Raw genomic sequence first — 25,943 nt, 5'->3', positions numbered from 1 at the left:
TACTTTCTACTTTTACTATTGTAAAACGGGATAATATATTGGATGGCAGCATGAAGCTTACCAAAGACTCTAACATTGAATTTTCCATGATGCAAAGATAAAATTTTTTTTTCTTTCCCCACTATTTATCGGGTGAGCCGCCATACAATATATTGTCTCGTTTTACAATAGTAAAAGTAGAAATTTAATGTGGATATTTGTTGGAATTCCATAGAAATTCTGACCTTTACTATATGGAAACGAATCAATTGGAAGTGTTAGCCCGCCTAGTGCACAGCCTTCAGAGATACTAGATTATGTTAGTATAGTATGTGTTGAAGAATTTTCGACTGAGATTCATATTCACCTTGATGAATTAATGAATTCTGAATTATTACTCTTTAGAATCGCAAAGCTCTACGGATATCCCATTAAATTTCTACTGCACCAAAATTGCCTGCAAGAGGTGGCTTTTGGGCTTGTAAAAGATCACTTTTGGGGTGATAAAAGATGGCATTTTGCGTATTGTACTCATAATAGTGATATTTAATCAATTTGAGCCCATACAAGGCATCGGTTAAAAGTGCATAAGTTGTATATCGTCCTATTCATGTGCATGTTTGAAGTAAGTTCGGTAAGGTGGCTATAAGTCTATGAATTTGCAAGGTTGTCTATTGAAGGTGTTGCCTGGTAAAGAAGGATTAATGGTGTTTGAAATTTCAGAATGTGCCAAAATGAAAATATACAAATAGGGACATTGTTTCACTTTTCGACAAACGGCACGGACATTTGAGGTGACATTTTCTGTCGTTACAACTATATATTTTCAGGCCTTAGTCTGCTTCAGAGTCAAATTTCTTTGGAAAACTCGTCAATTATATAATAAAGTTCTATAATTTTGTTTTTGTTGCCTTAATATGAGGTTAAGAGTATTTTATGTATAGTACGCTTGATGATTGTGTCTTTACCTTGATATAAATAGCACAAAATAATATTGCAATATTATTTTGTGCTATTTATATAATTATGTACGAAGCTTTCAAGTGCTTCCCCTCTCAGTCCGATGTTTAAAACATTTCCTTTTTCGTCAACAATTATAGTGAATGGGATGGCCTGTATTCCATACATCTGAGCGGCGCTGTTGCCCCAACCCTTAAGGTCGGACAATTGGATCCAGGTCATGTTCATTTCTTTTACGGCGTCTTTCCATTGCTCTTTGTCTTCATCAAGAGAGACACCGACAATACCCAATCCTTGTTCTTTATATTTATTATATGTATTTACTAAATTAGGCATTTCTTGTCTACATGGACCGCACCAACTTGCCCAGAAGTCAATGATTGTTATTTTGTTTTTTGAAAATACGTCTTTTACAGATACCTGATTACCATTGATGTCTTCCATTACGAAGCTGATTTGTTCAGATTGTGTTTCGCTTTCTTTCTGTTCGCTGATTTCTGTATCGTTGGACGTATTGTCGTTTTGAGGCGTGCCATTCTTTTGTGAATGGCACGCTGTCAAAAACATAATTATAATGGTTGAAAATGTTATCTGTCGAAATATTTTCATACTTATTATACTAAATATTGCGAACTGATGCTTTCGTTGTTTACGACTCTTCTGATTGTTTCTGCAAACATGTCTGCAACAGAGAGCTGTTTTACTTTTGCACATCTGTTAGAATATGGTATAGAGTCAGTGAAAACCATTTCTTCGAGTGCGGAGTTCTGAACTCTTTCGCTTGCAGGGCCACTCATTACACAATGCGAAGCGCATGCTCTGACGCTTTTTGCACCAGCTTTTTTCATTATGTCTGCAGCTTTTGTTATTGTGCCTGCAGTGTCTACCATGTCGTCAATGATAATTACGTTCTTGTCCTTGACGTCACCGATAATCTGCATGCTTTCAACAACATTTGCTCTTGCGCGTGTTTTGTTACATAAAACAAGAGGACATCCAAAGTATTTAGCGTAAGTATTAGCACGTTTACTTCCGCCTACATCTGGAGATGCAATGACCATGTCTTCAAGTTTTAGGCTCTGAAGGTATGGGAGTATTACACCTGACGCATATAGGTGATCCACTGGAACATCGAAGAATCCTTGTATCTGATCTGCATGAAGATCCATTGTTATGAGTCTGTCGATACCTGCTACTCCGAGAAGGTCTGCCACCAATTTGGCACCAATGCTTACACGCGGCTTGTCCTTTCTGTCCTGACGTGCCCAGCCGAAATATGGGATGACAGCATTTATGCTTTTGGCTGAAGCACGTTTGGCAGCGTCTATCATAAGCAACAATTCCATTAGATTGTCAGAGTTGGGGAATGTGCTTTGGACTAAGAACACGTCGCGTCCACGTATAGATTCTTCATACGATACGGCAAATTCTCCATCAGAGAATTTAGTAATAAGAAGATTGCCTAGCGGACAATCAAGGCTTTGGCAGATTTTTTCTGCCAGGTACCTGGTGTTTGTTCCAGAAAATACCATAAAAGAGTTTTTGGCACTCATTTCTGTCTTTTGTTTTATTATTTATTATGATACAGCTTTTTTTAATTTCTCAAAATGGTTTATTAAATCTTTATAATCCAATTCATTGTGGATGTCAAACTTGTTCCATAGGTCATTGCATATGACAACACCGCCGAATCCAAGGTCTTTAGCGGCTTTTATGTTTTCCAAGCTGATGCCTCCTAAAGCGTAAACGTGTTTGTCAATGAGTCCCTTTTTTGCTGCGCCTTCTATGTCTTTATATGCAATGAGTTTATCTTCAGCATTTTTGTTATGGTTGTCAAACACATTGTATAAAAACACATATTCAGCTTTTTTCTTTATTTCATAGAGATCGTTTATGCTTGTACACGTTCTGCTGAATTTTCCTTTATAGTCTTTGGGAATTTCTTTTTCTTTATTGTCGATATGTATGCCGGCAAGACCATATTCATTTTTTAAATAATAATGGTCATGGACGGTTATTTTGTTGTAATAAGCCTCCGGTAAAAGCGAGAGCAAGCGTTCGGAATACATAGGTGATGCTCCCGGTTTATATAGGTGCAAGTTGTCCATCCCTTCATCGAAAAGAGTTGTCAGGATCTTGTCTTCTTCTACAAAAAACGTAGGTTGAGTCATTATAACGAGTTTCATCGTTTATTTCTTTTTTTCAAATGCAAATGTATAAAAAAAAAGCCAAACCTACAATCTATAATGCAATAAAAATGAAGAATGTATTTTTTCGACAAATAATTATTCTTGACATATATTATTTGTACGGTATTTGGAGTAATTGTGATTAGCCCGAATAGGCTCGGAAAATACTTTTGGACATTAGCGTAATTCAATTGTATTTAGCATTAATATATCTTGTTGAGGCGTGTTGATGAAGGCATTGTTTGATTGATTTTGCGGAATAATAGTTTGGGATGGGTGTAATGAGTATGAAATCTTTATTGTAAATGGTACTGAATGAAAAAAAATGTGTAAGTTTGCGGACAAAAAATAAATTCTTAGTATGACATTTGATTTAAATACGTTTGAAGGATTGAGTACTCCTTATTATATATTAGAAGAAAAGCGCCTGCGTGGAAATCTGGAACTGATAAAAAGTGTTGCAGAAAAAGCCAACGTTGAAATAATACTCGCGTTCAAGGCTTATGCTTTATGGAAGACGTTCCCTATCTTTAGAGAATATATAAAGGCAACAACGGCAAGTTCTCTTTATGAGGCGCGTATGGCTTATGAAAAGTTTGGAACAAAGGCGCATACGTATTCTCCTGCTTATACGGATTATGAAATAGAGGATATCTCGAGATGTTCAAGTTTTCTAACTTTTAATTCCCTGTCACAATATTCACGTTATGGGAAAAAGGCAAAAGAAGTGAATCCTGATTTGAATTTTGGTTTGAGGATTAATCCTGAATATTCTGAAATCGGCACGGATTTGTATAATCCTTGTTCGCCCGGTACTCGTTTTGGCATTACCGCAGATAAGATGCCTGAAGTTTTACCTGATGATATTAAGGGCTTTCATTGTCATTGTCACTGTGAGAGTGGAGCTGATGTTTTTTTACGTACATTAGGACATATTGAAGATAAATTCTCAAAATGGTTTGGGCAGATTGAATGGATTAATTTCGGCGGCGGGCATTTGATGACGCGAAAAGATTACGACGTGGATCTTTTGATTGATACTTTGAATAGATTCCATGACAGGTATCCTTTGCTGAAGATTATATTGGAGCCAGGAAGTGCTTTTGGATGGCAGACAGGATGTCTTGTGGCTCAAGTAGTAGATTTGGTTGAAGACAAAGGTATAAAAACGGCTATTTTAAATGTCAGTTTCACTTGTCATATGCCAGATTGCCTGGAAATGCCATATATGCCTGTTGTTAGGGGGGCAGAGATTATAGAGGATGTAAATATGAAATGTTCGCTTGACGACAATAATGTGTATAGGCTGGGTGGTAATAGTTGCTTGTCTGGTGACTTTATGGGATGTTGGCGGTTTCATAATGAATTAAAAATAGGAGATAATGTCATATTTGAAGATATGTTGCATTATACAACGGTAAAAACAAATATGTTTAACGGAATCACCCATCCTTCTATAGCCATTATGCATACAAATGGAGAGTTTGAAATATTGAGGAAATTCACGTATGAAGACTACTTAAATCGTATGGATTGAAGAAAAAAACGATTTTTTTTGAAAAAAAAGTCCGAAAAATTTTGTGGGTTTCAAAAAAAGCCGTATCTTTGCACCGCATTTAGAGAAATGCTCCTCACTAAAAGGAATAAGCGGAAATAGCTCAGTTGGTAGAGCACGACCTTGCCAAGGTCGGGGTCGCGGGTCCGAGTCCCGTTTTCCGCTCGCACATTCTGAATAAATGACACTTGGAAATATTCTCCTATTGTATTGCCCAGGTGGCGGAATTGGTAGACGCGCACGTTTCAGGTGCGTGTGTTTCACGACGTGCAGGTTCGAGTCCTGTTCTGGGCACATTGTTTATTCAGAATGATTTTATGATGGAGAGGTGGCGGAATTGGTAGACGCGCTACTTTGAGGGGGTAGTGAAAATTGTTTCGTGGGAGTTCGAGTCTCCTCCTCTTCACCAATCTTTTTTGGTCTTTTTGCGGAAATAGCTCAGTTGGTAGAGCACGACCTTGCCAAGGTCGGGGTCGCGGGTCCGAGTCCCGTTTTCCGCTCATATTAAAAAAGAAAAATACAATCAATCATGAATTTATATTTGCGATATTTTGATAAAGAGACATTAGTAAATAATGTTGATGATGCTATTGCCTTTTTGGCTTCAATTGAGGAGGTCGGTATGAATCCTGATTTGGAGAATGACATTCGTGAATATGTTGCAAGCGATGTTTATTATCCCAAACGATATAAAATAAGACCAAGAGTTTATTTTATTATAATCAAAACAGAGGCTGCTACAATGTTAGATTTTAAGCAGAAAAAAGCTTTACGCTCAAATATTAGTGCAGCTGATGACCAACGTGATAATGTTTCTCCGACTATAGCCCGTCTTAATGAGGAGAGACCTGGTTGGTATGAAGGTTCATTAGACTTTAAACGTGTTGTATTGGTGCCCATTACAGGAAAGCACGAATATCGTGATACACATTTTGTAGCAAGCTGTAAAGCTGTTTCTGGCTTGGACTGCTATAATAGAATTGTTGAGCATCTTCGTGGACGTGTTGACAGTCGTAGTCAGTTTCCGTCGGCTAAGGGAAAGAACTTTAAATTTAAGTATTTAGGTCTTTGGAAGTAGAGCTATGAATAAAGTAATGCTTATCGGTAATGTTGGTAAAGAGCCTGTCGTGCGTTATTATGATCACGATCAGGCCGTTGCTACGTTTCCATTAGCAACAACAGAACGTGGGTATACATTACCAAATGGAACACAAGTTCCAGACAGAACAGACTGGCATAATGTAGTACTTTCACGGGGATTGGCCAAGATTGTCGAAAAGTATGTCCATAAGGGAGATAAACTTTATATAGAGGGCCGTATACATTATCGTACTTATGATGATGCAAAAGGACTTAGACATTACGTAACTGAAGTTTATGCCGATAATATGGAACTGTTAACACCAAAATCTGCAAAGGAAACAAATCAGTCAACGGCAATTTCATCTGCTACTAATAATGAAGATGATGATGCACCATTCTAGTTTTGGTTGTTAATTTAATATTTCGTCTTTTATAATTTGAAGGCTATATATTTAAGGATATCAAAAGATATTATATATGCCGTTGTTCTTAAACGAGGAAATATTTCCTGATGTCAGATTGGGTATTTGGGCTATTAGTGAATCCTCTGATGATTTTTGGGCTTTATCGCCATATGTAGAGAGCTCGCGTAGTGAATTTAATGCTTTGTATAAATCAGAGCAAAGAAAGTGCGAAGTGTTAGCGGTGCGTTTATTGATAAAGGAAATTATTGGTGATAACGTACAGCTTTTGCATCAGGATAACGGAATGCCATATTTGTCTTCTGGTATGAATATTAGCATAAGCCATACACGTGGCTTTGCTGTAATTATCGTTTCTCATAGTAAGCAAGTTTCTGTTGATATTGAATATTTCAGCAATAGAATAGAACGAATAAGGAGTAAGTTTATGCGTGATGATGAAAATGCGTCATCACAGGTTAAGTTACTGATGCATTGGTGCGCAAAAGAAACTATGTATAAACTGTTTCCAGAGGATAACTTGACCTTTAACAAAATGCAGTTATTATCTGTTGATGGAAATGATTCAACTGGGATAATAACTGCAAAAAATATCTTTAGAAATAGGAATGTGAGTGTTTATTATAGAACTTTCTGTAATTGTTTGCTCACTTATGCTGTTCTTTAGATTTGCGTCTTCTAGGCCTTTTTCTGTTATTTGATGGTTTGTCGCCCCGCTTTTTGGTATTTTTACCTTTAGGTTTTATTATCTTATATTCCGGAGCCTTGCCTAATCCTTTTGGCAGAGGCATTTTTTCAACTTCATATCCTAGGAATTTTTCGATTTGCATAAACCAAGATACTTCTTTGCCTCTTACAAGAGTGATGGCAATTCCGTCATGGTCTGCTCTTGCAGTACGCCCAATTCGGTGTACGTAATCCTCAGAGTCATGAGGCACATCATAATTGATGACCATTGATATGTCATCAATATCAATACCTCTAGCCACAATATCAGTGGCAACAAGCACATCAATTTGTCCACTTTTAAACATAAACATAACCTCATCTCTTTCGCTTTGTGAGAGGTCTGAATGCATTTCTCCGCTATTAATATGTATTGATCTGAGTGTCTTGTTTATGTCTTTTACTTTCAGTTTTGAGCTTGAGAATATGATAACTCTCTTATGCCCGTATTTTTTGAATATATCCTTTAAAACGCCTAGCTTTTGATTTTCATGACAGACACATGCAATCTGCTTTATTTTTTCAGCTGGTTTATTTACTGCTAATTTTATAATAGTCGGATTCTTTAATATTGTTTTAGCCAATTCCTCTATTTTGTTCGGCATCGTAGCTGAGAACATTATTACCTGACATGTCTTCGGCAACAGCTTTGTTATTGACAGAATATCATCATAAAAACCCATGTCAAGCATTCTGTCTGCCTCATCCAATACAAAGAAAGACACCTTACTGAAATCGACGTTTCCCATCGTTATGTGGCTTATAAGGCGGCCAGGTGTTGCAATTATTATGTCTGCACCCATTTTCATGCTACGACTCTCTTGCTCATATCTGTTGCCGTCGTTTCCTCCATATACAGCAACACTGCTTACATCCTCCATATAATAAGAGAATCCTTGCATAGCCTGATCAATTTGTTGTGCGAGTTCTCTTGTTGGACTCATAATTACACAATTTATTGAGTCGGCAGGGAAATTTTCTTCGTCAAGACGGCTCAATATAGGAAGAAGGTATGCCGCAGTTTTGCCAGTTCCGGTTTGGGCTATTCCAAGAACATCTTTTCCTTCAAGTATTTCGGGGATGCACTCTTCCTGTATGGGCGTACATGTTGTCCACCTCATGTCGTCGATTGCATCAAGGGTGTTATCGCTTAAATCTAAATTGTAAAAATCCATATTTATTAATTAGGGGCTTTACGGTAGCAGAAATATGCCACTATTGTGAAAACTATATTCGGAATCCATGCAGCTAGCATAGGAGGGGTATTTGCGTTTATCGCAAATGTTGCAGAAACTGTCTGTAACATGATGTATGTAAAACTGAGGGCCAGTCCTATGCCAAGATACATTCCCATGCCGCCTTTTCTTTTTCTTGATGATAATGAAAGACCAATAGTTGCTAGAATAAATGAAGCAAATGACGTTGCAATACGTTTATGGTATTCCACTTCATATTGCACAACGTTTCCAGAACCACGGTCAATCTGTTTGGTTATGTAGTCTCTAAGTTGCGGGCTGGTGAATGTTTCCTGCTGTCCTTTAGAGAATACAAGGTCTGTAGGTTCCATCATAATCGTTGTGTCCTTACTGGCACCACTGGTGATGGTTTCACGTAGTCCTTTCAGTTGGCGTATTCTCCAGTTGCTGACTTTCCAATGATATTTCGTATCTGATATTGTGTCATATTGTATTTCGGCTGCAGTAAGGTGGCTTACCAGTTTCTTGTTTTCAAATTTATCAAGACAGAATCCATAGCCTTTCTTTAGATTATTGTCATAATGCTGAATATAGGCAATAACACCTTTGCCTACCTGCAACTGTACGTTTTCTGCAGCTGTTATCTTTTTCTTGTTTTTATACATTGATTCGAAGTTCTGCCTGATGATGGTTCCTTTGGGAATTATATATGCTCCCAAAAAGAATGTCATAACAGAAATGATTGCTGCAGAAACCATATATGGACGCATTAGCCGCTTAAAACTTACACCGGCGGCAAGCATGGATATGATCTCTGAATTACCGGCAAGCTTTGAAGTGAAGAATATTACTGCGATAAAAACGAACAGCGGACTGAACAGGTTGGCAAAGTATGGCACAAAGTTCATATAATAATCAAACACAATAGCTTTAATCGGAGCGTGGTATTGTGTGAACTTTGCCAAGTTCTCATTAATATCAAATACAATGGAAATTGAAATGATGAGAGCTATTGAATAGAAATATGTGCCAATAAACTTCTTTATGATATACCAATCCAGTATCTTCAGATGTCTGAACGGATTGAGGTATTTCATCCAGTTAAGCTTCTTACCTAACCATGAAAATAAGGCGAATAACCATTTAAGATGAACTTTCATCCATCTCAATAATTTTAATATTCTCCTAAATCTTCTGATGTTCTTAATTTTCATCGTAAGTGTTATATGCGTTTGCCAAGTTGGTCAATTACCGATGATTTCCATTTAACGAAATCTCCGGATATTATATGCTTACGTGCATCTTTTACAAGGCGAAGGTAGAAGGCCAGGTTGTGAATGCTTGCGATCTGCATGGCCAACAGCTCTTGAGCCTTAAACAGATGATGTAAATATGCTTTAGAATATATCTGGTCTACATGACATCCGTCCGGATCGATCGGTGAAAAATCTTTTTCCCATTTCTTGTTTCGCATGTTCATTGTACCATTATATGTAAACAGCATGGCGTTCCTGCCGTTTCTTGTCGGCATGACACAATCAAACATGTCAACTCCGCGTTCGATGGCTTCCAAAATATTTTGCGGTGTGCCAACTCCCATCAGGTATCTTGGCTTGTCCTTTGGCAATATCTCGTTTACGACTTCAATCATCTCGTACATGACTTCCGTCGGTTCGCCTACGGCCAATCCTCCGATAGCGTTTCCTTCTGCTCCTTTGTCTGCAACAAATTTTGCAGCATCACGGCGCAGGTCCTTGAATGTACAGCCTTGAACAATGGGGAACAGGGTCTGCTCGTATCCATATAGCGGTTCGGTTTCATTAAAGCGTTTGATACACCTGTCAAGCCATCTTTGTGTTAGCATTAGGCTTTTCTTGGCATACTGATAGTCGCTTTGGCCGGGAGGACACTCGTCAAAAGCCATCATGATGTCAGCGCCTATAATTCTTTCGGTGTCCATGACATTTTCCGGCGTAAAAAAGTGCTTTGAGCCGTCAATGTGCGAACGGAATTCGCAGCCCTCTTCTTTGAGCTTGCGTATTCCTGTAAGTGAGAACACCTGGAATCCGCCGCTGTCAGTCAGAATCGGTCTGTCCCAAGTATTGAATTTGTGCAGTCCACCGGCAGATTTTAAAATGTCAAGTCCGGGGCGAAGATACAAATGATAGGTGTTGCCCAAGATAATTTGGGCTTGCACCTCTTCTTTGAGTTCACTGAAATGTACGCCTTTTACACTGCCACATGTACCAACGGGCATAAAAATCGGAGTCTCAATCTGTCCGTGGCTTGTGGTTATTATTCCTGCGCGTGCATCGCTGCCGGTGTCTGTATGCTGTAATTCAAATAACATATATGTTTAATCTTCTATATCAAATGTTACTGGGTTCTTTACTTTCTCGTCAGTCAGGGCAAAGTCCCAGACATCTTGAACATTTTCTACAAAATGGAAATTAACCCCGTCAATATATTCCTGTGATATTTCTTCAATATCTTTTTTGTTGTCTTTGCACATAACGATTTCCGTTATACCGGCTCGTTTTGCAGCAAGAATCTTTTCTTTAATACCGCCGACAGGCAGCACTTTTCCACGCAGAGTTATTTCTCCTGTCATGGCCGTATTCTTGCGTACTTTTCTCTGAGTAAGTGCCGATGCAAGAGATGTTGCTATTGTAATACCTGCTGAAGGTCCGTCTTTAGGCGTTGCACCTTCAGGAACGTGTATATGTATGTTCCAGTGGTCGAATATACGATAGTCAATGCCAAGTTTCTCTGCGTGGGCTTTTACATATTCTAAAGCCAGTATGGCAGATTCTTTCATGACATCTCCCAAGTTTCCTGTAAGCGTGAGCTTAGAACCCTTTCCCTTACTTAAGCTCGTTTCGATAAACAATATCTCGCCACCTACACTTGTCCATGCAAGACCGGTTACAACTCCTGCATAATCGTTGCCTTGGTATATGTCGCGATAGAATGGCGGATTGCCTAATAGTGACTCAATTTCTTTGGGCGTTATCTTATAGTATGGCAGTGTTGCCTCCTTCGCTTTCAGGTATGCCAGCTTGCGGAGCGACTTGTTAATTTGTTTTTCCAGTTGTCTTACTCCGCTTTCTCTTGTATATTGTTCAATTATTTTCTCAATAGCCTGTTTGCTGAACGTGAGTTTTTTCTCGTCAGTCAGGCCTGTATTCTCTTTTTCCTTTGGTATGAGATGCCTCTTGGCTATCTCAACCTTCTCTTCTGTGATGTATCCGCTCACTTCAATCAATTCCATACGGTCGAGCAGTGGGCGCGGAATGGTGTTCAAATCGTTGGCAGTTGCAATGAACAGCACTTTCGACAAATCATAGTCTACATCAAGATAGTTGTCGTGGAATGCATGATTCTGTTCCGGATCAAGAACTTCAAGCAGCGCTGATGCGGGATCGCCATTTACGGTGTTCTGTGTAATCTTGTCAATTTCATCCAGAATAAATACAGGATTGGACGAACCGGCCTTTTGTATGTTCTTTATTATTCTGCCGGGCATGGCTCCGATATACGTTCTTCTGTGACCTCTGATTTCGGCCTCATCATGCAGACCACCCAGAGATATGCGTGCGTATTTTCGCTTCATGGCATTGGCTATGCTTTTTCCCAGACTCGTTTTACCTACTCCGGGAGGGCCGTAAAGACATATAATCGGTGATTTAAGATCCTTTCTTAAACTTAACACAGCCATATATTCCAAGATGCGCTCTTTAACCTTTTTCATGCCATAATGGTCCTTGTCCAATATCTTTTCAGCACGGTTAAGGTTAAGGTCGTCTTGGGTGTAATATCCCCACGGCAGATTTACCATGGTCTGCAGATATGTCAGCTGTACGCTGAATTCCGGACTTTGCGGATTCAGAATGTCAAGCTTGTCTAATTCTTTGCTGAAAGTCTTAGCAACATCCTCAGGCCATTTTTTATTCTTAGCCTTTTCGAGCAGCTCTTTACGTTCAGGATAAGTATCGCCATTGCCTAATTCTTCCTTGATGTTTTTGATTTGCTGCTGAAGGAAATACTCTCGCTGCTGTTCGTCAATATCCTCACGTGTCTTAGTTCTGATATTATGCTTTATCTCTAAAAGCTGCAACTCGCGATATATTATTTTCAGCATTTTTAATGCTCTGTTTTTCAGTGTGTTGGCCTTTAAGAGCTTTATTTTTTCTTCAACGCTGAATGGCAGACTGGTACAGATAAAGTTCAACAGTATTACTGCATTGTTGATGTTCTGTAATGCAAACTGGGCTTCATCTGGTATATCCTCGTTTTTCTTAACATATTCTATTGATGTGTTCTTAAGGTCATCAACGGCAGCCATAAACTCCTTGTCGTCAGAAGACGGGATTTCTTCTGGTGCATTTGTTACCGTTCCAACAATGAAAGGTTGGGTTTTCTTTATGTCAGAGAGGTTGCAGCGTCCAAGGCCCTGTACAATGACAGTAAGATTGTTGCCGGCGCCAGGCATCTCTAATACACGTATAATCTTGGCATATACTCCAATCTCGTATAAGTCTTTCAGAGACGGATTTTCCTGGTCAGAGTCTTTCTGACAAAATATAGCGAATATGGAATTTTGATTTTCTTTTAGATGGTTTATCAAGTTAAGGCTTTGAATTCTGCCAATCAACACCGGCGAAACTACTCCCGGAAATAATACCAAATTTCTTGTGGCTAATACAGGTACGTCACCGTCAATGCTCTCTTCAAAAAGTTTGGCAACATCTCCTTCGTAGTCTGCTATCATAGAAAATGCGTTGTTTATATCTTTTCTCATAATTTGCAATTCGTTATTGGGGTGCAAATTTACTCATTTTAATTGATATAATATTGATACCCAGTAATTATTTTCATTTAATTAATATGTATCATGATTGGAAAACCATTGATTTCTGATTCAGAAACTTGCCGTTTTTCATGCAAAAATGGCTGAGTTTTGCTTCAAAACTCTATCACTTATATTTTGTAATAAAAAGAGTTGTTGTTCTTGCAAAATGAATAAAATGGTGACGGATACTATTTAATTCGAAATATAGATAGCGTGAAATGTTACGATTTTTAGGGTCGTGTTTTACGGCTGCCGGTGCATAACAAATTTTTATGTCATATTTAAGTTGTCGGCATTTTTTAGTGTTAAATTAAAAACATATTATTGCTGTCTGTATAAAATAACTTAATTTTGCATATTAAAGATAATTTTTCGTTTATATACGTTATTATTTGAATATACCATGTTGAATAAAAGAGTTTTGTTGGCTTCATTGGTTATATCTTCTATGGTTTGCCATGGAGTTGCCGGAAATATAAAGAAATATTTTTATTCAGTAAGACAGGTGCCGTTTACATCTGTGAAGATAAGCCAAAATTCTTTTTGGGGTAGTAGGATAAAGGCTGTGCGTGATGTCACGATACCTTTGGCTTTCAGTAAATGTAAGACAGAAGGCCGATATGATAACTTTGTTAAGGCTGCTCATCCAGATGACAGTTATGATGTGTCGTCGTTTATGGGGTTTTCGTTTGACGATACGGATGTATATAAAACCATTGAAGGGGCCAGTTATGTGCTTCAGACTTTCCCTGATAAAAAACTTGTGGAATATATAGACAGTGTGCTTGATATAGTAGCTGCTGCGCAGGAAGCCGACGGATATCTTTATACAGCGCGTACCATAAACCCGAAAAATCCGCATAGATGGGCGGGCATGGAGCGTTGGAGCAATGAAGAAGTGCTGAGCCACGAACTGTATAATCTTGGCCACATGGTTGACGCTGCATGTGCACATTATCAGGCTACAGGCTCTACGAAATTTTTGGATATAGCCAGGCGCTATGCAGACTGTGTCGTCCGCGAGGTTGGACCTTCTGATGGTCAGGCATGTGTAGTGCCAGGACATCAGATAGCAGAGATGGCATTGGCCCGTCTTTACGTACTCACGGGTGAAAAGAAATATCTTGACGAGGCAAAGTTTTTTCTCGACTATAGAGGGAAGACAAAGGTCAGAAATTCTTATAGTCAGAGTCATCTGCCTGTTGTTGAACAACATGAGGCTGTAGGTCATGCTGTCCGTGCGGGCTATATGTATTCAGGTATGGCAGATGTGGCTGCACTTACAGGCGATTCGGCCTATATCAAGGCAATAGATGATATATGGAACAACATTGTTGCTAAAAAGTATTATATAACGGGTGGAGTGGGAGCCTTGCATGACGGTGAGGCTTTCGGACGGAATTATGAACTACCGAATCTTACGGCGTACAACGAGACGTGTGCGGCCATTGCAATGGTGTATTTAAACCAGAGAATGTTCATGTTGCATGGTGATTCAAAATATATAGACTGTCTGGAACGTACGTTGTATAACGGCGTTATAAGTGGCATGAGCATTGACGGCGGCAGGTTCTTTTATCCCAATCCGCTGGCTTCAGATGGCAAATACAGGTTTAACGCCGACAATACGCTTGAGCGTCAGCCTTGGTTCGGATGTGCATGTTGTCCTAGTAATCTTTGCAGGTTTATACCATCAGTACCAGGATATATGTATGCTGTAAGGGATAACGATGTTTATGTAAACCTGTTTGCTGACAACACCTCGACTATTTCTGTCGGAAAAGGTGAGGTTGTGTTGCGTGAGGAAACCAACTATCCTTGGGACGGCGATGTGCGGCTCTATGTCGTGAACAACAGTGCCGGAAAGTTCTGTATCAGGATAAGAGTGCCGGGATGGGTACGCGGTCAGGTTACACCGGGTGGTCTTTACAGCTATGCAGATGGCTTGAGTATGAAATATTCTGTTGCTGTAAATGGTATAAATGTTGCGGCAGAGTTGATTGACGGATATTTTGTCATCGACAGAAAATGGAAGCGTGGTGACCGCATAGACGTACATTTTGATATGAAGCCTCGTATCGTGAAGGCGGATGATAAGGTTGCTGCCTGTCATGGCCGTATTGCTGTTGAGCGAGGGCCTCTTGTGTATTGTGCAGAATGGGCTGATAATGATTATGATTTATTCCGTTTTGTTTTCGACGCTGACAGTTCTATGACAGTGACAGACAGTCCCGGACTTTTGGGCGGCATAAAGATGATAACGGCAAGAGGTACTTTGCTGGATCAAACGCCAGACGGACGCATAAACACTGCTAATCGCATTGTAAAGCTTATACCATATTATGCATGGTGTCATCGAGGACCCGGAAAAATGATTGTTTGGATGGCTGACGGCTTAGGGGTTATGGACGAATATTGAGCGTTCGAAAGCGTCTTTTTTGTTCGCGAAAATAAAAGCTATCAGTCATCTTATATGTTTTTTGTGCTTTAATGTCTTAAGTCTGATAAGTTGCAAATAATCGGAACATCATGTCAAATAATTATTTCAGATTCAAACAGTTTACAGTAGAGCATACCAGGTGTGCCATGAAGGTGGGTACCGATGGGGTGCTGCTTGGAGCATGGGCACGTGGTGGCGATACTATCTTGGATATCGGTACGGGCTCAGGACTCATTGCCTTGTTCATGGCTCAACGATATCCATCGGGGAAGATTGTTGCCATAGACGTTGATGCTGGTGCTGTCCTACAAGCGCGTATCAATGTATCTAATTCTGCATTCAGCGACAGGATAACCATAATAGAAAAACCTTTACAAGAGTTCTGTGCAGGGCAGTTCGGTTCTATAGTATGCAATCCGCCGTTTTTCGTCAATTCGCTGAAAAACAGAGACGGGCAAAAGGCCATGGCACGTCATGCCGACACACTTACCCATGCTGAGCTTGTGAGCGGTGCATCACGGTTATTGGCCGACGATGGCGAGTTCTCTGTTGTCATACCAGCCGCACTGCGCACGGCCATTGATGCCGAAGCAGCCATGGCAGGTCTTTTCCCTTCAAGGATCTGTGCCATTAGAACCATACCACGTAAGCCCGTCAGTCGTTATCTTTTGGCATATCGTAAGCATCCTGCAGATAGGATTGAACAAACAGAAGAATGTATTAATAATGATGATATGTCGCGGTCAGAATGGTACAGCAGCTTGACGGAGAATTTCTATATCAGATGAGAATGGTGCAGGATGCGCTCCGATAATTCATTTGCGTATTGGTGGCCTATAGGTAAGGGGGAATCTGTACCATTTATGAATACGTTGTGTCTTGTAAAACTATTAATTTTATTCAACGGAACTATGTATGAACGATGAATCCTCACAAATGTTTCTTGTGGAAGCATCTGCATTAGTGCTTTCATGTTTGTACGTGTAAGTACATTTCCTCCTGTGACTTTGACAATTTTTACATAATTGCCTAAAGCTTCTATATAGAGGATGTCGTTTAGCAGAATGTTAACGTTTGAGTATTCTTGTTTTACTGTGATGTGGCGTTGTGGATTTACTGAGGTTGGGTTCATTCGGCGCATAGCTTTATCTACAGCACGGCAGAAACGTTCATAGGCGAAAGGTTTGTGCAGATAGTCTACAGCATCGAGATTAAACCCTTCTAGAGCATACTGAGCATGTGCTGTTGTGAATATGATGCACGTTTCGTGAGGTATGCTGCGGGCTATGTCCAGGCCGTTTATACTGCTCATATGTATGTCAAGAAACACAAGTTGTGGCTTGGTTCTTATAATTTCGTCTATGCCGTTTTGAGGTTCGCTGTATGTCGTTAGTTCTATGCCACCGCGACGTTGGCAGAACTGTTCGATAACGAGCAATGCCATGGGCTCGTCGTCAATGGCAATGCAACTTATATTTTTCATTACAGTTGTATTTTTAGTTTTGTTATATATACGTTCCCTATTGGGCCATTTTCAAGCTCGTATCGCCCTGGGTATAATAGTTCAAGTCGTTTTCTGCAGTTGGCTATCCCAATGCCTTCGTGCTCTGAATCTACGTGTCTTATAATATTGTTGACAGTATCTAAACTTAGCAGACCGTTCTTTAGGCATATGTTTATTTGGATGTTGCAGTCTGTGTCTGCTGATGTGCCATACTTAAATGCGTTTTCTACAAAAGTGATAAATATCATAGATGGTACAGGAGTCGTTTCGTTGTCGGTTTGGGCTGTTAGTGTAACCCTTGTATGATGGTTTAATCTGAGTTTCTGCAAATCAGTGTATTGCCTGATATATTCTATTTCCTGTCCTATGGGAATGTTTTCTGAATGTGTTTGTGCATACATGTATCTCAGAATATTTGAAAATTTCACGAAGGCAGATTCTGTTTTATCAGAACCAGAAAGTACAAGTGCATAAAGCATATTGAGAGTGTTGAACATGAAGTGTGGGTTTATTTGTGCTTTGTAGAGTGCCAGTTCTGCTTTGTTTTTCTCTGCGGCAATTTCCTGTTTTGCCAGTATTTGCCTAAATAGTTCGAATGTCAGTTCGATTGCAAGCGAAAATCCGGTTACCATGAGAAAAAAGAACCATATTGTTTGTGTGCGCATATTCATTCTGGCTTCCATTTGCCGTGGTGAGCCTGTATGGTCTGATGGTACAGGAAAATAAGTGAACAGCCATGTTGTTGCAGTTAAAGTGAGTAGTAATCCGGCTATGCGTATGTATTTTTTCTGCATGAAGAGTTTTGGTAGGCATACCCATCGGTATATGAAGTAAATAATGTATATATAGGCTATCAGTGTGAGCAGGAAGGCCGTGTTGTGCACAATCCAACGGTCAACAGGAAGCAGCATTATGGTCAATGGCATTATAATTAAGCAGAATAAAAGGTCTATATACAATGCAATGTGATTATTCTTCATATGAGATTTGTTTTCAGATGTTAATGTATTCAGTCCGTATGGTTCATATCTTTTATTGTGCAGCGTATGGTTCACATATTTATTTTGTTTTACGATCATTGCAAAGGTAATACATTTTATTGAACGGTCTATTGTTTTCCATGTGTCGTTTGTCACCACATATAGGCTGTTTGTCACCACATAGTTTATCATAAGACTCATTGTTCATAAATTTGCATCAACTGAATGGCCGGCAATGCAGTTTTGTAAGGAAAAAAGCAACTACATTTCTTGCTTATATGCACCCGGACATAGAGGGCTGTTATTTGTTGTATGTCTTGAGCGGCCCTTATTTAGTAACTTTAGTTTTTTATTTTATAGAAATACAAAATGGAAATTAAAACAAGTATTATGCTCGTTGTGTGTAGTATGTCATTGTTCTGTGCTTGTGATGATAAAAAACAGGCTACTCATGGCGAGGAGTATAAGACGCTTACTGTTACGCGTAGCGACTTTATGCTGCAATCTGCTTATACTGCAACACTTCAAGGGCGTCAGGCTGTTGAGGTGCGTCCGCAAGTCAGTGGCACGATTACAGACATACGTATAAATGAGGGAGATGCCGTTAAGCGTGGTCAGGTGCTGTTTGTCATTGATCAGGTGCCATATAAGGCTGCACTCAGTACGGCAAAGGCTAATTTGGAGAGTGCGGAGGCAAAGTTGTGTACGGCCAAATTAACGGCAGATAGTAAAGAGGAACTTTGCAGGAGAAATGTTGTATCAGATTATGACAGGCAGACAGCTGTTAACTCTTTACGGGAGGCCAAGGCTGCTGTAGCTCAAGCCCGGGCTGAACTTACACGTGCCACTAATGACTTGTCTTATACAGAAGTGAAGAGTCCTGTTGATGGTGTTGCAAGTATGATACCTTATCGTGTAGGTGCATTGGTTGGCAGTACTATTGAAGAACCGCTTGTAACCGTATCTGATGATTCTGAGATTTATGCTTATTTCTCTATGGCTGAGACACAGATGCTTGATCTTATAGAGGAGTATGGTTCACTTGATGAGGCTAAGAAAAAACTTCCTCCGGTCGGGTTGACGATGAGTAATGGCAACAAATACGATCTACAGGGACGTATTGATGCTATTGGCGGTACCGTTGATTCGGAGACTGGATCTATTGGATTTAGAGCTGTTTTCAGCAATCCCCGACATCTGTTGCGCAATGGTGGCAGTGCTTCTGTATTAGTTCCGTCCGTGCATAAGAATTGTATTGTGATACCTCAGTCGGCTACATATGAGCTTCAGAACAGGGTGTTTGTGTGGAAGATTGTTGACGGCAAGACAAAGTCTGCCCCTATAACAATTTATAAATATAACGATGGGAAAAACTATATTGTGCTATCCGGACTGGAACCGGGTGATGTCATTATTGCGGAGGGCGCAGGACTGATGCGTGAGGGTACGGTGGTTAGCACTGGAAAGAAGTCTGATTCCACAAAAAAATAAGGATTGCCAATGAAAATAAAAACTTTCATCGACCGGCCTATACTGGCCGGAGTAATATCCGTGCTGATATTCATTCTCGGAATTATAGGCTTGTTGCAACTCTCTATCGAACAATTTCCTGAGATTGCACCACCTACGGTCAGCGTTTCGGCTACATATAGTGGGGCTAATGCTGAAACCGTGCAGAAGAGCGTGGTGGTGCCGCTGGAGGAAGCACTCAACGGTGTTGAAAATATGACCTATATGACTTCAACGTCATCTAATAATGGCTCTGCCAAAATCAGTGTATATTTCCGCCAGGGAACAGATCCTGACATGGCCACAGTCAACGTGCAGAACCGTATTGCCACAGCACAAGGACTGCTGCCGGCAGAGGTGACAAAGAGTGGTATTACCGTGCGAAAACGTCAGACAAGTAACATCAAGCAGTTGGCTGTTTATAGTCCTGACGATTCGTTTGATGAGGCTTTCCTCACCAACTATATGAAGATTAATATCGAACCGCGTCTTTCGCGTATTGCCGGTGTTGGTGAAGTTAATGTATTCGGATACGAATATTCCATGCGTATATGGTTAAATCCCTGTAAAATGAGACAGTATGGACTTGTGCCGGCTGACATTGCTGAAGTGCTTGACGAGCAGAATGTGGAGGCCGCCACAGGCACTTTGGGTGCTGAGGCAAGTAACACTTTCCAGTATGTGCTGAAGTATCGAGGACGTTATGAGAATGAGGTTGATTATGAAAATCTTGTGATAAAGTCGCTTCCTGGTGGGGAAGTGCTGCGACTAAAAGATGTTGCCGCTATAGAACTGGGAACTAGAGCTTATGATTACATTAACGAAGTTAACGGTCATCCAGGTTGTAACATCATGATAGCTCAAACCTCAGGGTCAAATGCCAATGAGATAATAGAAGAGATTGACCGTACCGTGGACGAAATATCCAAAACGTTGCCAAAGGGTATAAAGATAGTAGATTTGATGAGTACGAAGGATTTTCTTGATGCTTCAATTAAGAACGTCATAAAAACGCTTGTCGAGGCAATAGTACTTGTGGTGCTTGTTGTCTATGTATTCCTTCAGAGTCTGCGTTCAACATTCATCCCCGCACTTTCAATCATAGTGTCGCTGGTCGGTACGTTTGCCTTTCTCTATGTGGCAGGCTTCAGCCTGAATATGCTTACTTTATTTGCGTTGGTGCTTGTAATCGGAACTGTAGTAGACGACGCCATCGTGGTTGTAGAGGCCGTTCAGGCCAAATTCGACGAGGGCTACCGTTCTTCATATCTTGCCACGGTCGATGCCATGGACGGTATCACGTCGGCGCTCGTCACTACAACATTTGTTTTCATGGCTGTGTTTATTCCTGTGAGTTTCATCGGAGGTACCACGGGTACATTCTACACTCAGTTTGGACTTACTATGGCTGCTGCTGTTGCCATATCGCTGGTCAATGCGTTGACGTTGAGTCCGGCTTTGTGCTCACTGATAATGACTCCACATGCCGATGTTTCTAACGGAAGCAGGTTAAGTTTTTCGTCGCGTTTCCATATAGCTTTCGACACAGCATTTGGCCGTCTTGTCATGAAGTATAAAAGAGGAGTGGCCTTTATGCTCCGGCGTAAATGGTTTGCCGGATTATTGCTGGTTATTGCCTGTGTTGGTTTTGCCATACTCATGGCAACCACAAAAACCGGCTTTGTGCCCAATGAGGATATGGGCACGGTGTTTGTTGATGTGCGTACATCGCCGGGCAATAGCGTAAGCCAAACCCGTAAGGTGATGGAGCAGGTGGATAGTTGCCTGCGCACTATACCGCAGATTGAGTTGCAGTCGAATACTACGGGTAACTCTACTTTGAGCGGTCAGGGTGCCTGCAACGGAATGTTCACGATACGTCTTAAAGATTGGAGTCTGCGTACTCGCAAGGAGGATGCTTTGGATGCTGTGATAAGCGAGATACAGCGCATTACGGCTCCTATATCGGGTGCTGACATCATTGCCTTTACGCGTCCAATGATTCCTGGATACGGTACAAGTAGCGGATTTGAGGTATATGTGCAGGACCAGAAGGGAGGCACCACAGATGAGTTGTTAAAATATACGCGCCTGTTTATTGACTCTTTGAGCCGCCGTCCCGAGATAGGCCGTGCGACAACTTCATTTGACACCAAGTTTCCACAGTATCTCGTAGAGGTCGATGCCGCGCGATGCAAACGTAACGGAGTGTCACCAGCCGATGTGCTCAGCACGCTTTCCGGATACGTTGGCGGCAGCTATGCTTCAAATATGAACCGCTTCTCAAAACTTTACCGCGTAATGGTGCAGGCACCGCCTGAGTTCAGGCTCGACACACGCTCACTAGATAATATGTTTGTGCGAAACTCAGACGGCCAAATGTCGCCTATAAGCCAGTATTTAAAGCTCAAAAGAGTTTATGGCTCAGAAGTGCTCACACGCTTCAATTTGTTTTCTGCCATACAGGTAAACGGCTCGGCAGCTCAGGGATACAGCTCTGGCCAGGCCATAGAGGCTATAAAGGAGGTGGCAGACAAGACTTTGCCTACGGGCTATGGTTATGAGTTTGGAGGTATGTCGCGCGAGGAGTCTGACGCAGGCAATACGGCCACATTGGTGTTTGTTGTGTGTGTTGTATTTATCTATCTTATTCTCTGCGCTCTATATGAAAGTCTTTTCATTCCTTTGGCTGTCATTTTGTCCGTGCCGTTTGGCCTTGCCGGCAGCTTCATGTTTGCCAGGATTTTCGGTCTGGAAAATAACATATACTTGCAGACCGGTCTTATAATGCTCATCGGTTTGCTTTCAAAAACGGCTATCCTGCTTACCGAGTATGCCTCGGAGCGGCGTCGTGCCGGTATGTCGATAGCTCAGGCTGCAATTTCGGCTGCTGGCGTACGCCTCAGACCTATACTTATGACATCGCTCACAATGATTTTCGGTATGTTACCCATGATGTTTGCTACGGGTGTTGGTGCTAATGGCAATATATCCATAGGCGTAGGTACGGTGGGTGGAATGCTCGTGGGCACGGTGGCCCTGCTTTTTGTTGTTCCTCCGCTGTTTATGTTGTTTCAGTATATGCAGGAAAGGTTTATGCCGCAGCGACGCCAATAATGTGTAGACATAGTGTGATAATCTCATTTTAAATCAATGTTTGTTACTGCCAGAATCAGGTCATCTTTTTGGCAGTAACAAATCTTGGTTTATAGTAACAGGCGAACCAAATTTGTGTGTCCGCTTGTTGTAAGTGCTTTATTTTATGTATTGATGATGTGCCAGATGGTTGTTGCTTTTAGTTCTTTTGTGCATTGTTCCTATGAATTGAGCCACACTTTAAGTGCAGAGGCTTTTTCACGGCTTATAATGATTTGCTCTTTGCAGTTGGGTGATGTTTTCATGGCCCAGCGTCCGCCAAAGTAGGGCTCTATGCTTCTCACAGATTTTGCCGAGACGATAAACTGTCGGTTTGCTCTGAAGAAGTTTTTCGGGTCGAGTTGCTGCTCCAGGCTACTCAATGGCGGGTCTACGATGTGCTCAGTTCCGGCCCATGTGGTGGCTATTGTTATTTTGTCTTCCGAGCGGAAGTATGCAACGTCGTCTATTTGCAATGTGTAAAGTTTCCGGCCTGCCGACACAAGCAGACGTTCGCGGTATGTATTAGCAGCGTCTTCGTGCATCGCTCTTGCAAGATATTTGCTGAGGCTGCCAAGAAGTCCGGCGTTGTGGTAGCGTTCAAATTTAGCTATTGCAGTCTCAAGACGCTCAACGCGTATAGGCTTTAGCAAGTAGTCAATACTGTTAAGGTCGAATGCCCTCAGTGCATACTCGTCGTAGGCTGTGGTGAATACAATCATACATTCGGTCGGCAGCTTGTCTACGAGTCCGAATGATGTGCCGTCAGAGAGTTGTATGTCGAGAAACATTATATCGGGACGGACGCCCGAGTGTTTGAGCCACAGGGAGGCTTCGCTTATGCTGCCAGGCACAATATGTGTGTGCCATTCTGGTCTTATACTGTTCACCATACTAAAGAGCAGGCGGGCTGCCGGCAACTCGTCGTCTATTATTGCAGCAGTAATGTCAGTCATATATCATGGGGATTTTTACGGTAAAAGTATTGTTGTCGGCAATGATGCGTATGTCACGTCCACATAACAGTCTGCAACGCTTTGACAAATTCTGAAGTCCGTGTCCTGAGGTGCCAATTACAGGCTTGGGTGTCAGCGTGTTGCTTACGGCTAGCCAGGGTGAGTCGTCGTTTTCTTCACACCATAGTTTTATGGTTGCGGGATTTGCCGTGTTAACGATGTTGTGCTTTATGACATTTTCTGTTAGCAATTGTAGTGTCAGTGGCGGTAGTTGCATGTAGCCCTCGCTACTGTCGAGCTTTGTTTCAAGTTGTATGCAGTCGCCTAGCCGCACTCTTTGTAGCTGTAAGTAGGTTTGGGCAAACCTAATTTCTTCGTTGAGGCTTACACTTTGTTTCTCGTGGCAATCGAGAATGTAGCGGTATATGTCGGCCAAGTTGCGCGTAAATTCGGCTGCACCAGCTGGGTTATATTCTATTTCAGCCACGAGTGTATTCAGACTGTTGAATAGAAAATGGGGGTTTAGCTGGCTTTGCAGAGCTGCATATTGTGCTTTGGCTGAGGCATCTTCCAGTTGTCGTGCCCTGCGGCGATGTTCTGCTATGTCGGCATAAAACCTGTTAATGAGGAACAGACTTACGGCCAGCAACTCTATTAGCCATACGCCCAGCAGTGCTCCGGCCCCTCGCCATGCCAAGGCCATCGGCCTTGGGGAGTGACCTATGACTTTGGTGGCCACAAGCAGCAGATAATTAGAGCAGAGTAGGGCTGCGGCTGCTATAGCAAGGAATGTGAACATGCGGCTGCGCTTTTTTATCCATGCGGGATAGGACGCACTCATGCGCCGGTTGACAAAGCGCAGGCTCAGACCAACACCGTTGAACAGCAGTAATACGGCAATGATGCTTTCCGGTGTGGTCAGGTGCTGGCTACTTATGGCCGGCATGTCACCGCAAATTATGAGCAGCAGGTATGAGCAGCAGCCTATTGCAGAATAGACAAGTATGTCGGTGAGCACCGATCCATGCTGCAGGTTATTGTCATTAGTTGTCATATTTTTATATTACATGTGTGTGTCCGGCAATATGGAGTAGCATGCCGTTTGGATGCCTGTTTGGTGAAATACTGCGCTGCGAATGCAAAAATAATAAATTATTTTCAATATCCGTACACATATTCGAGTGAGCTTTTGGCCATGCAGGCATCAAGTTTTGAGGCTATGTGATTCCGGCATGCATCGAGGTAGTATATCTGAGCGTTGATGACGTCTGTAACAGACACACTTCCTTCATAATATTTTTCTGTGGTCAGTCTGCGGCTTTCTTCTGCTTTGAGAAGTGAGCTTGCTGTCAGTTTTACCTGTTCGCATGCCTTTGTGTAGTTACATCTAGCCGTTTCTGCTTCAAGCTGCAGCCTGTCGGCTGTGCTTCTCATCTGTTCCTCGGCTACCGCTGTGGCATGTTTTCCCATACGTCGGGTGTTGCCCCTCTTTCCCCATTCGAATATAGGGATGCTTAGTGTAGCATATACAGAATAGTTGGGGTCTGGGGCCGCCCTGAAGTCGTATCCAGGTGATGTGTAGCTTCCGTTGATGCCTACAGACAAGTTCGGCTTGTAGGCTGCATCGGCCATGCGTGCCTCATAGCCTTTTATGTCTATTTGTTTGCTCGCCATGGCCATTTCGGGACGATTGTATATACTTTGCCCCGTTGAAGGTATTGTTGTATCGGGGCATAGCATGGTATCTGCCGGTATCATATCAGATGAACCGACACCAGCCAGCGAGTTTAGGGCAAGCCGAGCATTTTCGGCATCAGTTAGCGCACGCTGCAGTTGATATTCGGCATCGTTGAGACGCACTTCGGCTGTCAGAAGATCGTTGCGGCCTGTATATCCGTTGCTTACACGTAATGCTACGGCCTCTGCAAGTGCGGCTGCGGCATCACGATGTCTCTGTGCCACTGTTACCATTTCGCGTGTTGCTACATAGTTCCAGTATGTCTGATCGGCTTGATATATAAGATTGTTGGTTATGCGTTTTTTCTCGAATGCAGCATTCTCGCTTTCTGCCTTGGCCTTTCCGTAGGAAGCCTTGAGCAATCCGCCCGTGTAGATTGGTTGAGCCATTGTCAGCGATGCACCGTATTTTGTGTTTCTGCCGCTGAACGTGTAGCTGCGACCGCCGTCTGTACTCGGCAGTACTATGTTCAGTTCGAGTGGATTGCCTGTATATTTAGCGTCGGCGTTGCCCGTAATCTTGGGCTTAAAGTCTGCTTTTGCCGCTGCTGCATTTTCTTTATATACTTCTAATGCGTGTGTGGCGGCTTTTACGTCGTGGCTATAGGCTTCCACCTGACGGCGGTATGCCTGTAGCATAGCCGCATCTTGAGCATCAACGTTTGTGCTTATGGCAGTCAACGCTGCATATATTGTTATTATATGTTTTATTTTCATACC

The 25,943-nt window shown here is 41.7% G+C and carries 19 protein-coding genes, 4 tRNA genes and 1 pseudogene; 12 read left to right on the top strand and 12 right to left on the bottom strand.

What is annotated here, in order from left to right; all coding sequences use genetic code 11:
* Nucleotides 1-981 precede the first annotated feature (981 nt).
* The 3 genes from ACZMIG_RS08830 to ACZMIG_RS08820 are packed head-to-tail and all read right to left on the bottom strand — an operon-like array spanning nucleotide 982 to nucleotide 3,125.
* Nucleotides 982-1,548, bottom strand: coding sequence for a TlpA family protein disulfide reductase (locus tag ACZMIG_RS08830; protein ID WP_302330867.1), 567 nt, complete (start codon nucleotides 1,546-1,548; stop codon nucleotides 982-984).
* Nucleotides 1,549-1,553: 5 nt separating this feature from the next.
* Entirely contained in the window at nucleotides 1,554-2,492 is a 939-nt protein-coding gene (locus ACZMIG_RS08825; protein ID WP_021854403.1) for a ribose-phosphate pyrophosphokinase, read from the bottom strand.
* Between the two features lie 24 nt (nucleotides 2,493-2,516).
* Complete coding sequence (locus ACZMIG_RS08820; RefSeq protein WP_021854402.1) at nucleotides 2,517-3,125, bottom strand: thiamine phosphate synthase; 609 nt, start codon at nucleotides 3,123-3,125, stop codon at nucleotides 2,517-2,519.
* Nucleotides 3,126-3,489: 364 nt separating this feature from the next.
* Here ACZMIG_RS08820 and nspC point away from each other — a divergent pair, with 364 nt between their 5' ends.
* The 8 genes from nspC (at nucleotide 3,490) to ACZMIG_RS08780 (ending at nucleotide 6,855) form a co-directional block, all read left to right on the top strand.
* On the top strand, nucleotides 3,490-4,665 hold the full coding sequence (gene nspC / locus ACZMIG_RS08815; protein ID WP_302698096.1) for a carboxynorspermidine decarboxylase: 1,176 nt from the start codon (nucleotides 3,490-3,492) through the stop codon (nucleotides 4,663-4,665).
* A gap of 110 nt (nucleotides 4,666-4,775) precedes the next feature.
* Nucleotides 4,776-4,848, top strand: a tRNA-Gly gene (locus ACZMIG_RS08810).
* Between the two features lie 47 nt (nucleotides 4,849-4,895).
* Nucleotides 4,896-4,977 (top strand) — tRNA-Leu (locus ACZMIG_RS08805).
* A 28-nt stretch (nucleotides 4,978-5,005) separates the two neighbouring features.
* Nucleotides 5,006-5,092: transfer RNA gene (locus tag ACZMIG_RS08800), tRNA-Leu, on the top strand.
* Between the two features lie 18 nt (nucleotides 5,093-5,110).
* A tRNA-Gly gene (locus ACZMIG_RS08795) sits at nucleotides 5,111-5,183 on the top strand.
* Nucleotides 5,184-5,212: 29 nt separating this feature from the next.
* Complete coding sequence (locus ACZMIG_RS08790; RefSeq protein WP_021854400.1) at nucleotides 5,213-5,761, top strand: hypothetical protein; 549 nt, start codon at nucleotides 5,213-5,215, stop codon at nucleotides 5,759-5,761.
* 4 nt (nucleotides 5,762-5,765) lie between these two features.
* A complete protein-coding gene (locus ACZMIG_RS08785) occupies nucleotides 5,766-6,167 on the top strand; it encodes a single-stranded DNA-binding protein (RefSeq protein ID WP_053398068.1) in 402 nt (133 codons plus the stop codon).
* Between the two features lie 76 nt (nucleotides 6,168-6,243).
* Complete coding sequence (locus ACZMIG_RS08780) at nucleotides 6,244-6,855, top strand: 4'-phosphopantetheinyl transferase family protein (RefSeq protein WP_302023202.1); 612 nt, start codon at nucleotides 6,244-6,246, stop codon at nucleotides 6,853-6,855.
* A 63-nt stretch (nucleotides 6,856-6,918) separates the two neighbouring features.
* On the opposite strand, the pseudogene ACZMIG_RS08775 reads toward ACZMIG_RS08780, so the two are convergent.
* The 4 genes and pseudogenes from ACZMIG_RS08775 to lon form a co-directional block, all read right to left on the bottom strand.
* Nucleotides 6,919-8,089: pseudogene (locus tag ACZMIG_RS08775) on the bottom strand (DEAD/DEAH box helicase); the annotation flags it as partial.
* A gap of 5 nt (nucleotides 8,090-8,094) precedes the next feature.
* Nucleotides 8,095-9,324: an LptF/LptG family permease gene (locus ACZMIG_RS08770; RefSeq protein WP_053398071.1), complete on the bottom strand. Its 1,230-nt coding sequence runs from the start codon at nucleotides 9,322-9,324 to the stop codon at nucleotides 8,095-8,097.
* Nucleotides 9,325-9,332: 8 nt separating this feature from the next.
* Nucleotides 9,333-10,460 (bottom strand): tRNA guanosine(34) transglycosylase Tgt, encoded by a 1,128-nt coding sequence (gene tgt / locus ACZMIG_RS08765; protein ID WP_418873903.1) that lies wholly within the window; start codon nucleotides 10,458-10,460, stop codon nucleotides 9,333-9,335.
* Between the two features lie 6 nt (nucleotides 10,461-10,466).
* Complete coding sequence (lon, locus tag ACZMIG_RS08760; RefSeq protein ID WP_418873904.1) at nucleotides 10,467-12,911, bottom strand: endopeptidase La; 2,445 nt, start codon at nucleotides 12,909-12,911, stop codon at nucleotides 10,467-10,469.
* A gap of 499 nt (nucleotides 12,912-13,410) precedes the next feature.
* Here lon and ACZMIG_RS08755 point away from each other — a divergent pair, with 499 nt between their 5' ends.
* Together ACZMIG_RS08755 and ACZMIG_RS08750 are read left to right on the top strand one after the other, a co-directional pair.
* Entirely contained in the window at nucleotides 13,411-15,381 is a 1,971-nt protein-coding gene (locus tag ACZMIG_RS08755; protein WP_418873921.1) for a glycoside hydrolase family 127 protein, read from the top strand.
* Nucleotides 15,382-15,491: 110 nt separating this feature from the next.
* Nucleotides 15,492-16,190, top strand: coding sequence for a tRNA1(Val) (adenine(37)-N6)-methyltransferase (locus tag ACZMIG_RS08750; protein ID WP_302330862.1), 699 nt, complete (start codon nucleotides 15,492-15,494; stop codon nucleotides 16,188-16,190).
* Here ACZMIG_RS08750 and ACZMIG_RS08745 read toward each other — a convergent pair.
* Together ACZMIG_RS08745 and ACZMIG_RS08740 are read right to left on the bottom strand one after the other, a co-directional pair.
* On the bottom strand, nucleotides 16,178-16,885 hold the full coding sequence (locus tag ACZMIG_RS08745) for a LytR/AlgR family response regulator transcription factor (protein WP_302330861.1): 708 nt from the start codon (nucleotides 16,883-16,885) through the stop codon (nucleotides 16,178-16,180). The two genes, ACZMIG_RS08750 and ACZMIG_RS08745, sit on opposite strands and share 13 nt — an antisense overlap.
* The gene (locus ACZMIG_RS08740) at nucleotides 16,885-18,042 is read right to left on the bottom strand and encodes a sensor histidine kinase (RefSeq protein ID WP_418873906.1); all 1,158 of its coding nucleotides are present in this window, start codon (nucleotides 18,040-18,042) and stop codon (nucleotides 16,885-16,887) included. Before ACZMIG_RS08740 ends, ACZMIG_RS08745 begins: the two co-directional genes overlap by 1 nt.
* A 213-nt stretch (nucleotides 18,043-18,255) precedes the next feature.
* On the opposite strand from ACZMIG_RS08740, the gene ACZMIG_RS08735 reads away from it, so the two are divergent.
* Entirely contained in the window at nucleotides 18,256-19,377 is a 1,122-nt protein-coding gene (locus ACZMIG_RS08735) for an efflux RND transporter periplasmic adaptor subunit (RefSeq protein WP_418873907.1), read from the top strand.
* 9 nt (nucleotides 19,378-19,386) lie between these two features.
* Entirely contained in the window at nucleotides 19,387-22,512 is a 3,126-nt protein-coding gene (locus ACZMIG_RS08730; RefSeq protein ID WP_418873908.1) for an efflux RND transporter permease subunit, read from the top strand.
* 200 nt (nucleotides 22,513-22,712) lie between these two features.
* Here ACZMIG_RS08730 and ACZMIG_RS08725 read toward each other — a convergent pair whose 3' ends face one another.
* The 3 genes from ACZMIG_RS08725 to ACZMIG_RS08715 all read right to left on the bottom strand — a co-directional run bounded on the left by ACZMIG_RS08725 (nucleotide 22,713) and on the right by ACZMIG_RS08715 (nucleotide 25,940).
* The gene (locus tag ACZMIG_RS08725) at nucleotides 22,713-23,486 is read right to left on the bottom strand and encodes a LytR/AlgR family response regulator transcription factor (RefSeq protein ID WP_418873909.1); all 774 of its coding nucleotides are present in this window, start codon (nucleotides 23,484-23,486) and stop codon (nucleotides 22,713-22,715) included.
* Entirely contained in the window at nucleotides 23,479-24,540 is a 1,062-nt protein-coding gene (locus ACZMIG_RS08720) for a sensor histidine kinase (RefSeq protein WP_302698683.1), read from the bottom strand. The genes ACZMIG_RS08725 and ACZMIG_RS08720 overlap by 8 nt, the downstream gene beginning before the upstream one ends.
* 104 nt (nucleotides 24,541-24,644) lie before the next feature.
* A complete protein-coding gene (locus tag ACZMIG_RS08715) occupies nucleotides 24,645-25,940 on the bottom strand; it encodes a TolC family protein (protein WP_418873910.1) in 1,296 nt (431 codons plus the stop codon).
* Between the last annotated feature and the right edge of the window lie 3 nt (nucleotides 25,941-25,943).

The sequence above is a fragment of the Xylanibacter sp. genome, from assembly GCF_057607445.1.
The sequence above is the reverse complement of the archived record's forward strand: the minus strand, read 5'-3'. Positions and strand labels throughout refer to the sequence as shown.

Coding starts and splice junctions, on each gene's coding strand:
- ACZMIG_RS08745 (WP_302330861.1), bottom strand. CDS start 16,885: ATGAAAAATATAAGTTGCATTGCCATTGACGACGAGCCCATGGCATTG.
- ACZMIG_RS08730 (WP_418873908.1), top strand. CDS start 19,387: ATGAAAATAAAAACTTTCATCGACCGGCCTATACTGGCCGGAGTAATA.
- nspC (WP_302698096.1), top strand. CDS start 3,490: ATGACATTTGATTTAAATACGTTTGAAGGATTGAGTACTCCTTATTAT.
- tgt (WP_418873903.1), bottom strand. CDS start 10,460: ATGTTATTTGAATTACAGCATACAGACACCGGCAGCGATGCACGCGCA.
- ACZMIG_RS08755 (WP_418873921.1), top strand. CDS start 13,411: ATGGTTTGCCATGGAGTTGCCGGAAATATAAAGAAATATTTTTATTCA.
- ACZMIG_RS08830 (WP_302330867.1), bottom strand. CDS start 1,548: ATGAAAATATTTCGACAGATAACATTTTCAACCATTATAATTATGTTT.
- ACZMIG_RS08820 (WP_021854402.1), bottom strand. CDS start 3,125: ATGAAACTCGTTATAATGACTCAACCTACGTTTTTTGTAGAAGAAGAC.
- lon (WP_418873904.1), bottom strand. CDS start 12,911: ATGAGAAAAGATATAAACAACGCATTTTCTATGATAGCAGACTACGAA.
- ACZMIG_RS08790 (WP_021854400.1), top strand. CDS start 5,213: ATGAATTTATATTTGCGATATTTTGATAAAGAGACATTAGTAAATAAT.
- ACZMIG_RS08750 (WP_302330862.1), top strand. CDS start 15,492: ATGTCAAATAATTATTTCAGATTCAAACAGTTTACAGTAGAGCATACC.
- ACZMIG_RS08770 (WP_053398071.1), bottom strand. CDS start 9,324: ATGAAAATTAAGAACATCAGAAGATTTAGGAGAATATTAAAATTATTG.
- ACZMIG_RS08780 (WP_302023202.1), top strand. CDS start 6,244: ATGCCGTTGTTCTTAAACGAGGAAATATTTCCTGATGTCAGATTGGGT.
- ACZMIG_RS08720 (WP_302698683.1), bottom strand. CDS start 24,540: ATGACAACTAATGACAATAACCTGCAGCATGGATCGGTGCTCACCGAC.
- ACZMIG_RS08825 (WP_021854403.1), bottom strand. CDS start 2,492: ATGAGTGCCAAAAACTCTTTTATGGTATTTTCTGGAACAAACACCAGG.
- ACZMIG_RS08715 (WP_418873910.1), bottom strand. CDS start 25,940: ATGAAAATAAAACATATAATAACAATATATGCAGCGTTGACTGCCATA.
- ACZMIG_RS08725 (WP_418873909.1), bottom strand. CDS start 23,486: ATGACTGACATTACTGCTGCAATAATAGACGACGAGTTGCCGGCAGCC.
- ACZMIG_RS08785 (WP_053398068.1), top strand. CDS start 5,766: ATGAATAAAGTAATGCTTATCGGTAATGTTGGTAAAGAGCCTGTCGTG.
- ACZMIG_RS08735 (WP_418873907.1), top strand. CDS start 18,256: ATGGAAATTAAAACAAGTATTATGCTCGTTGTGTGTAGTATGTCATTG.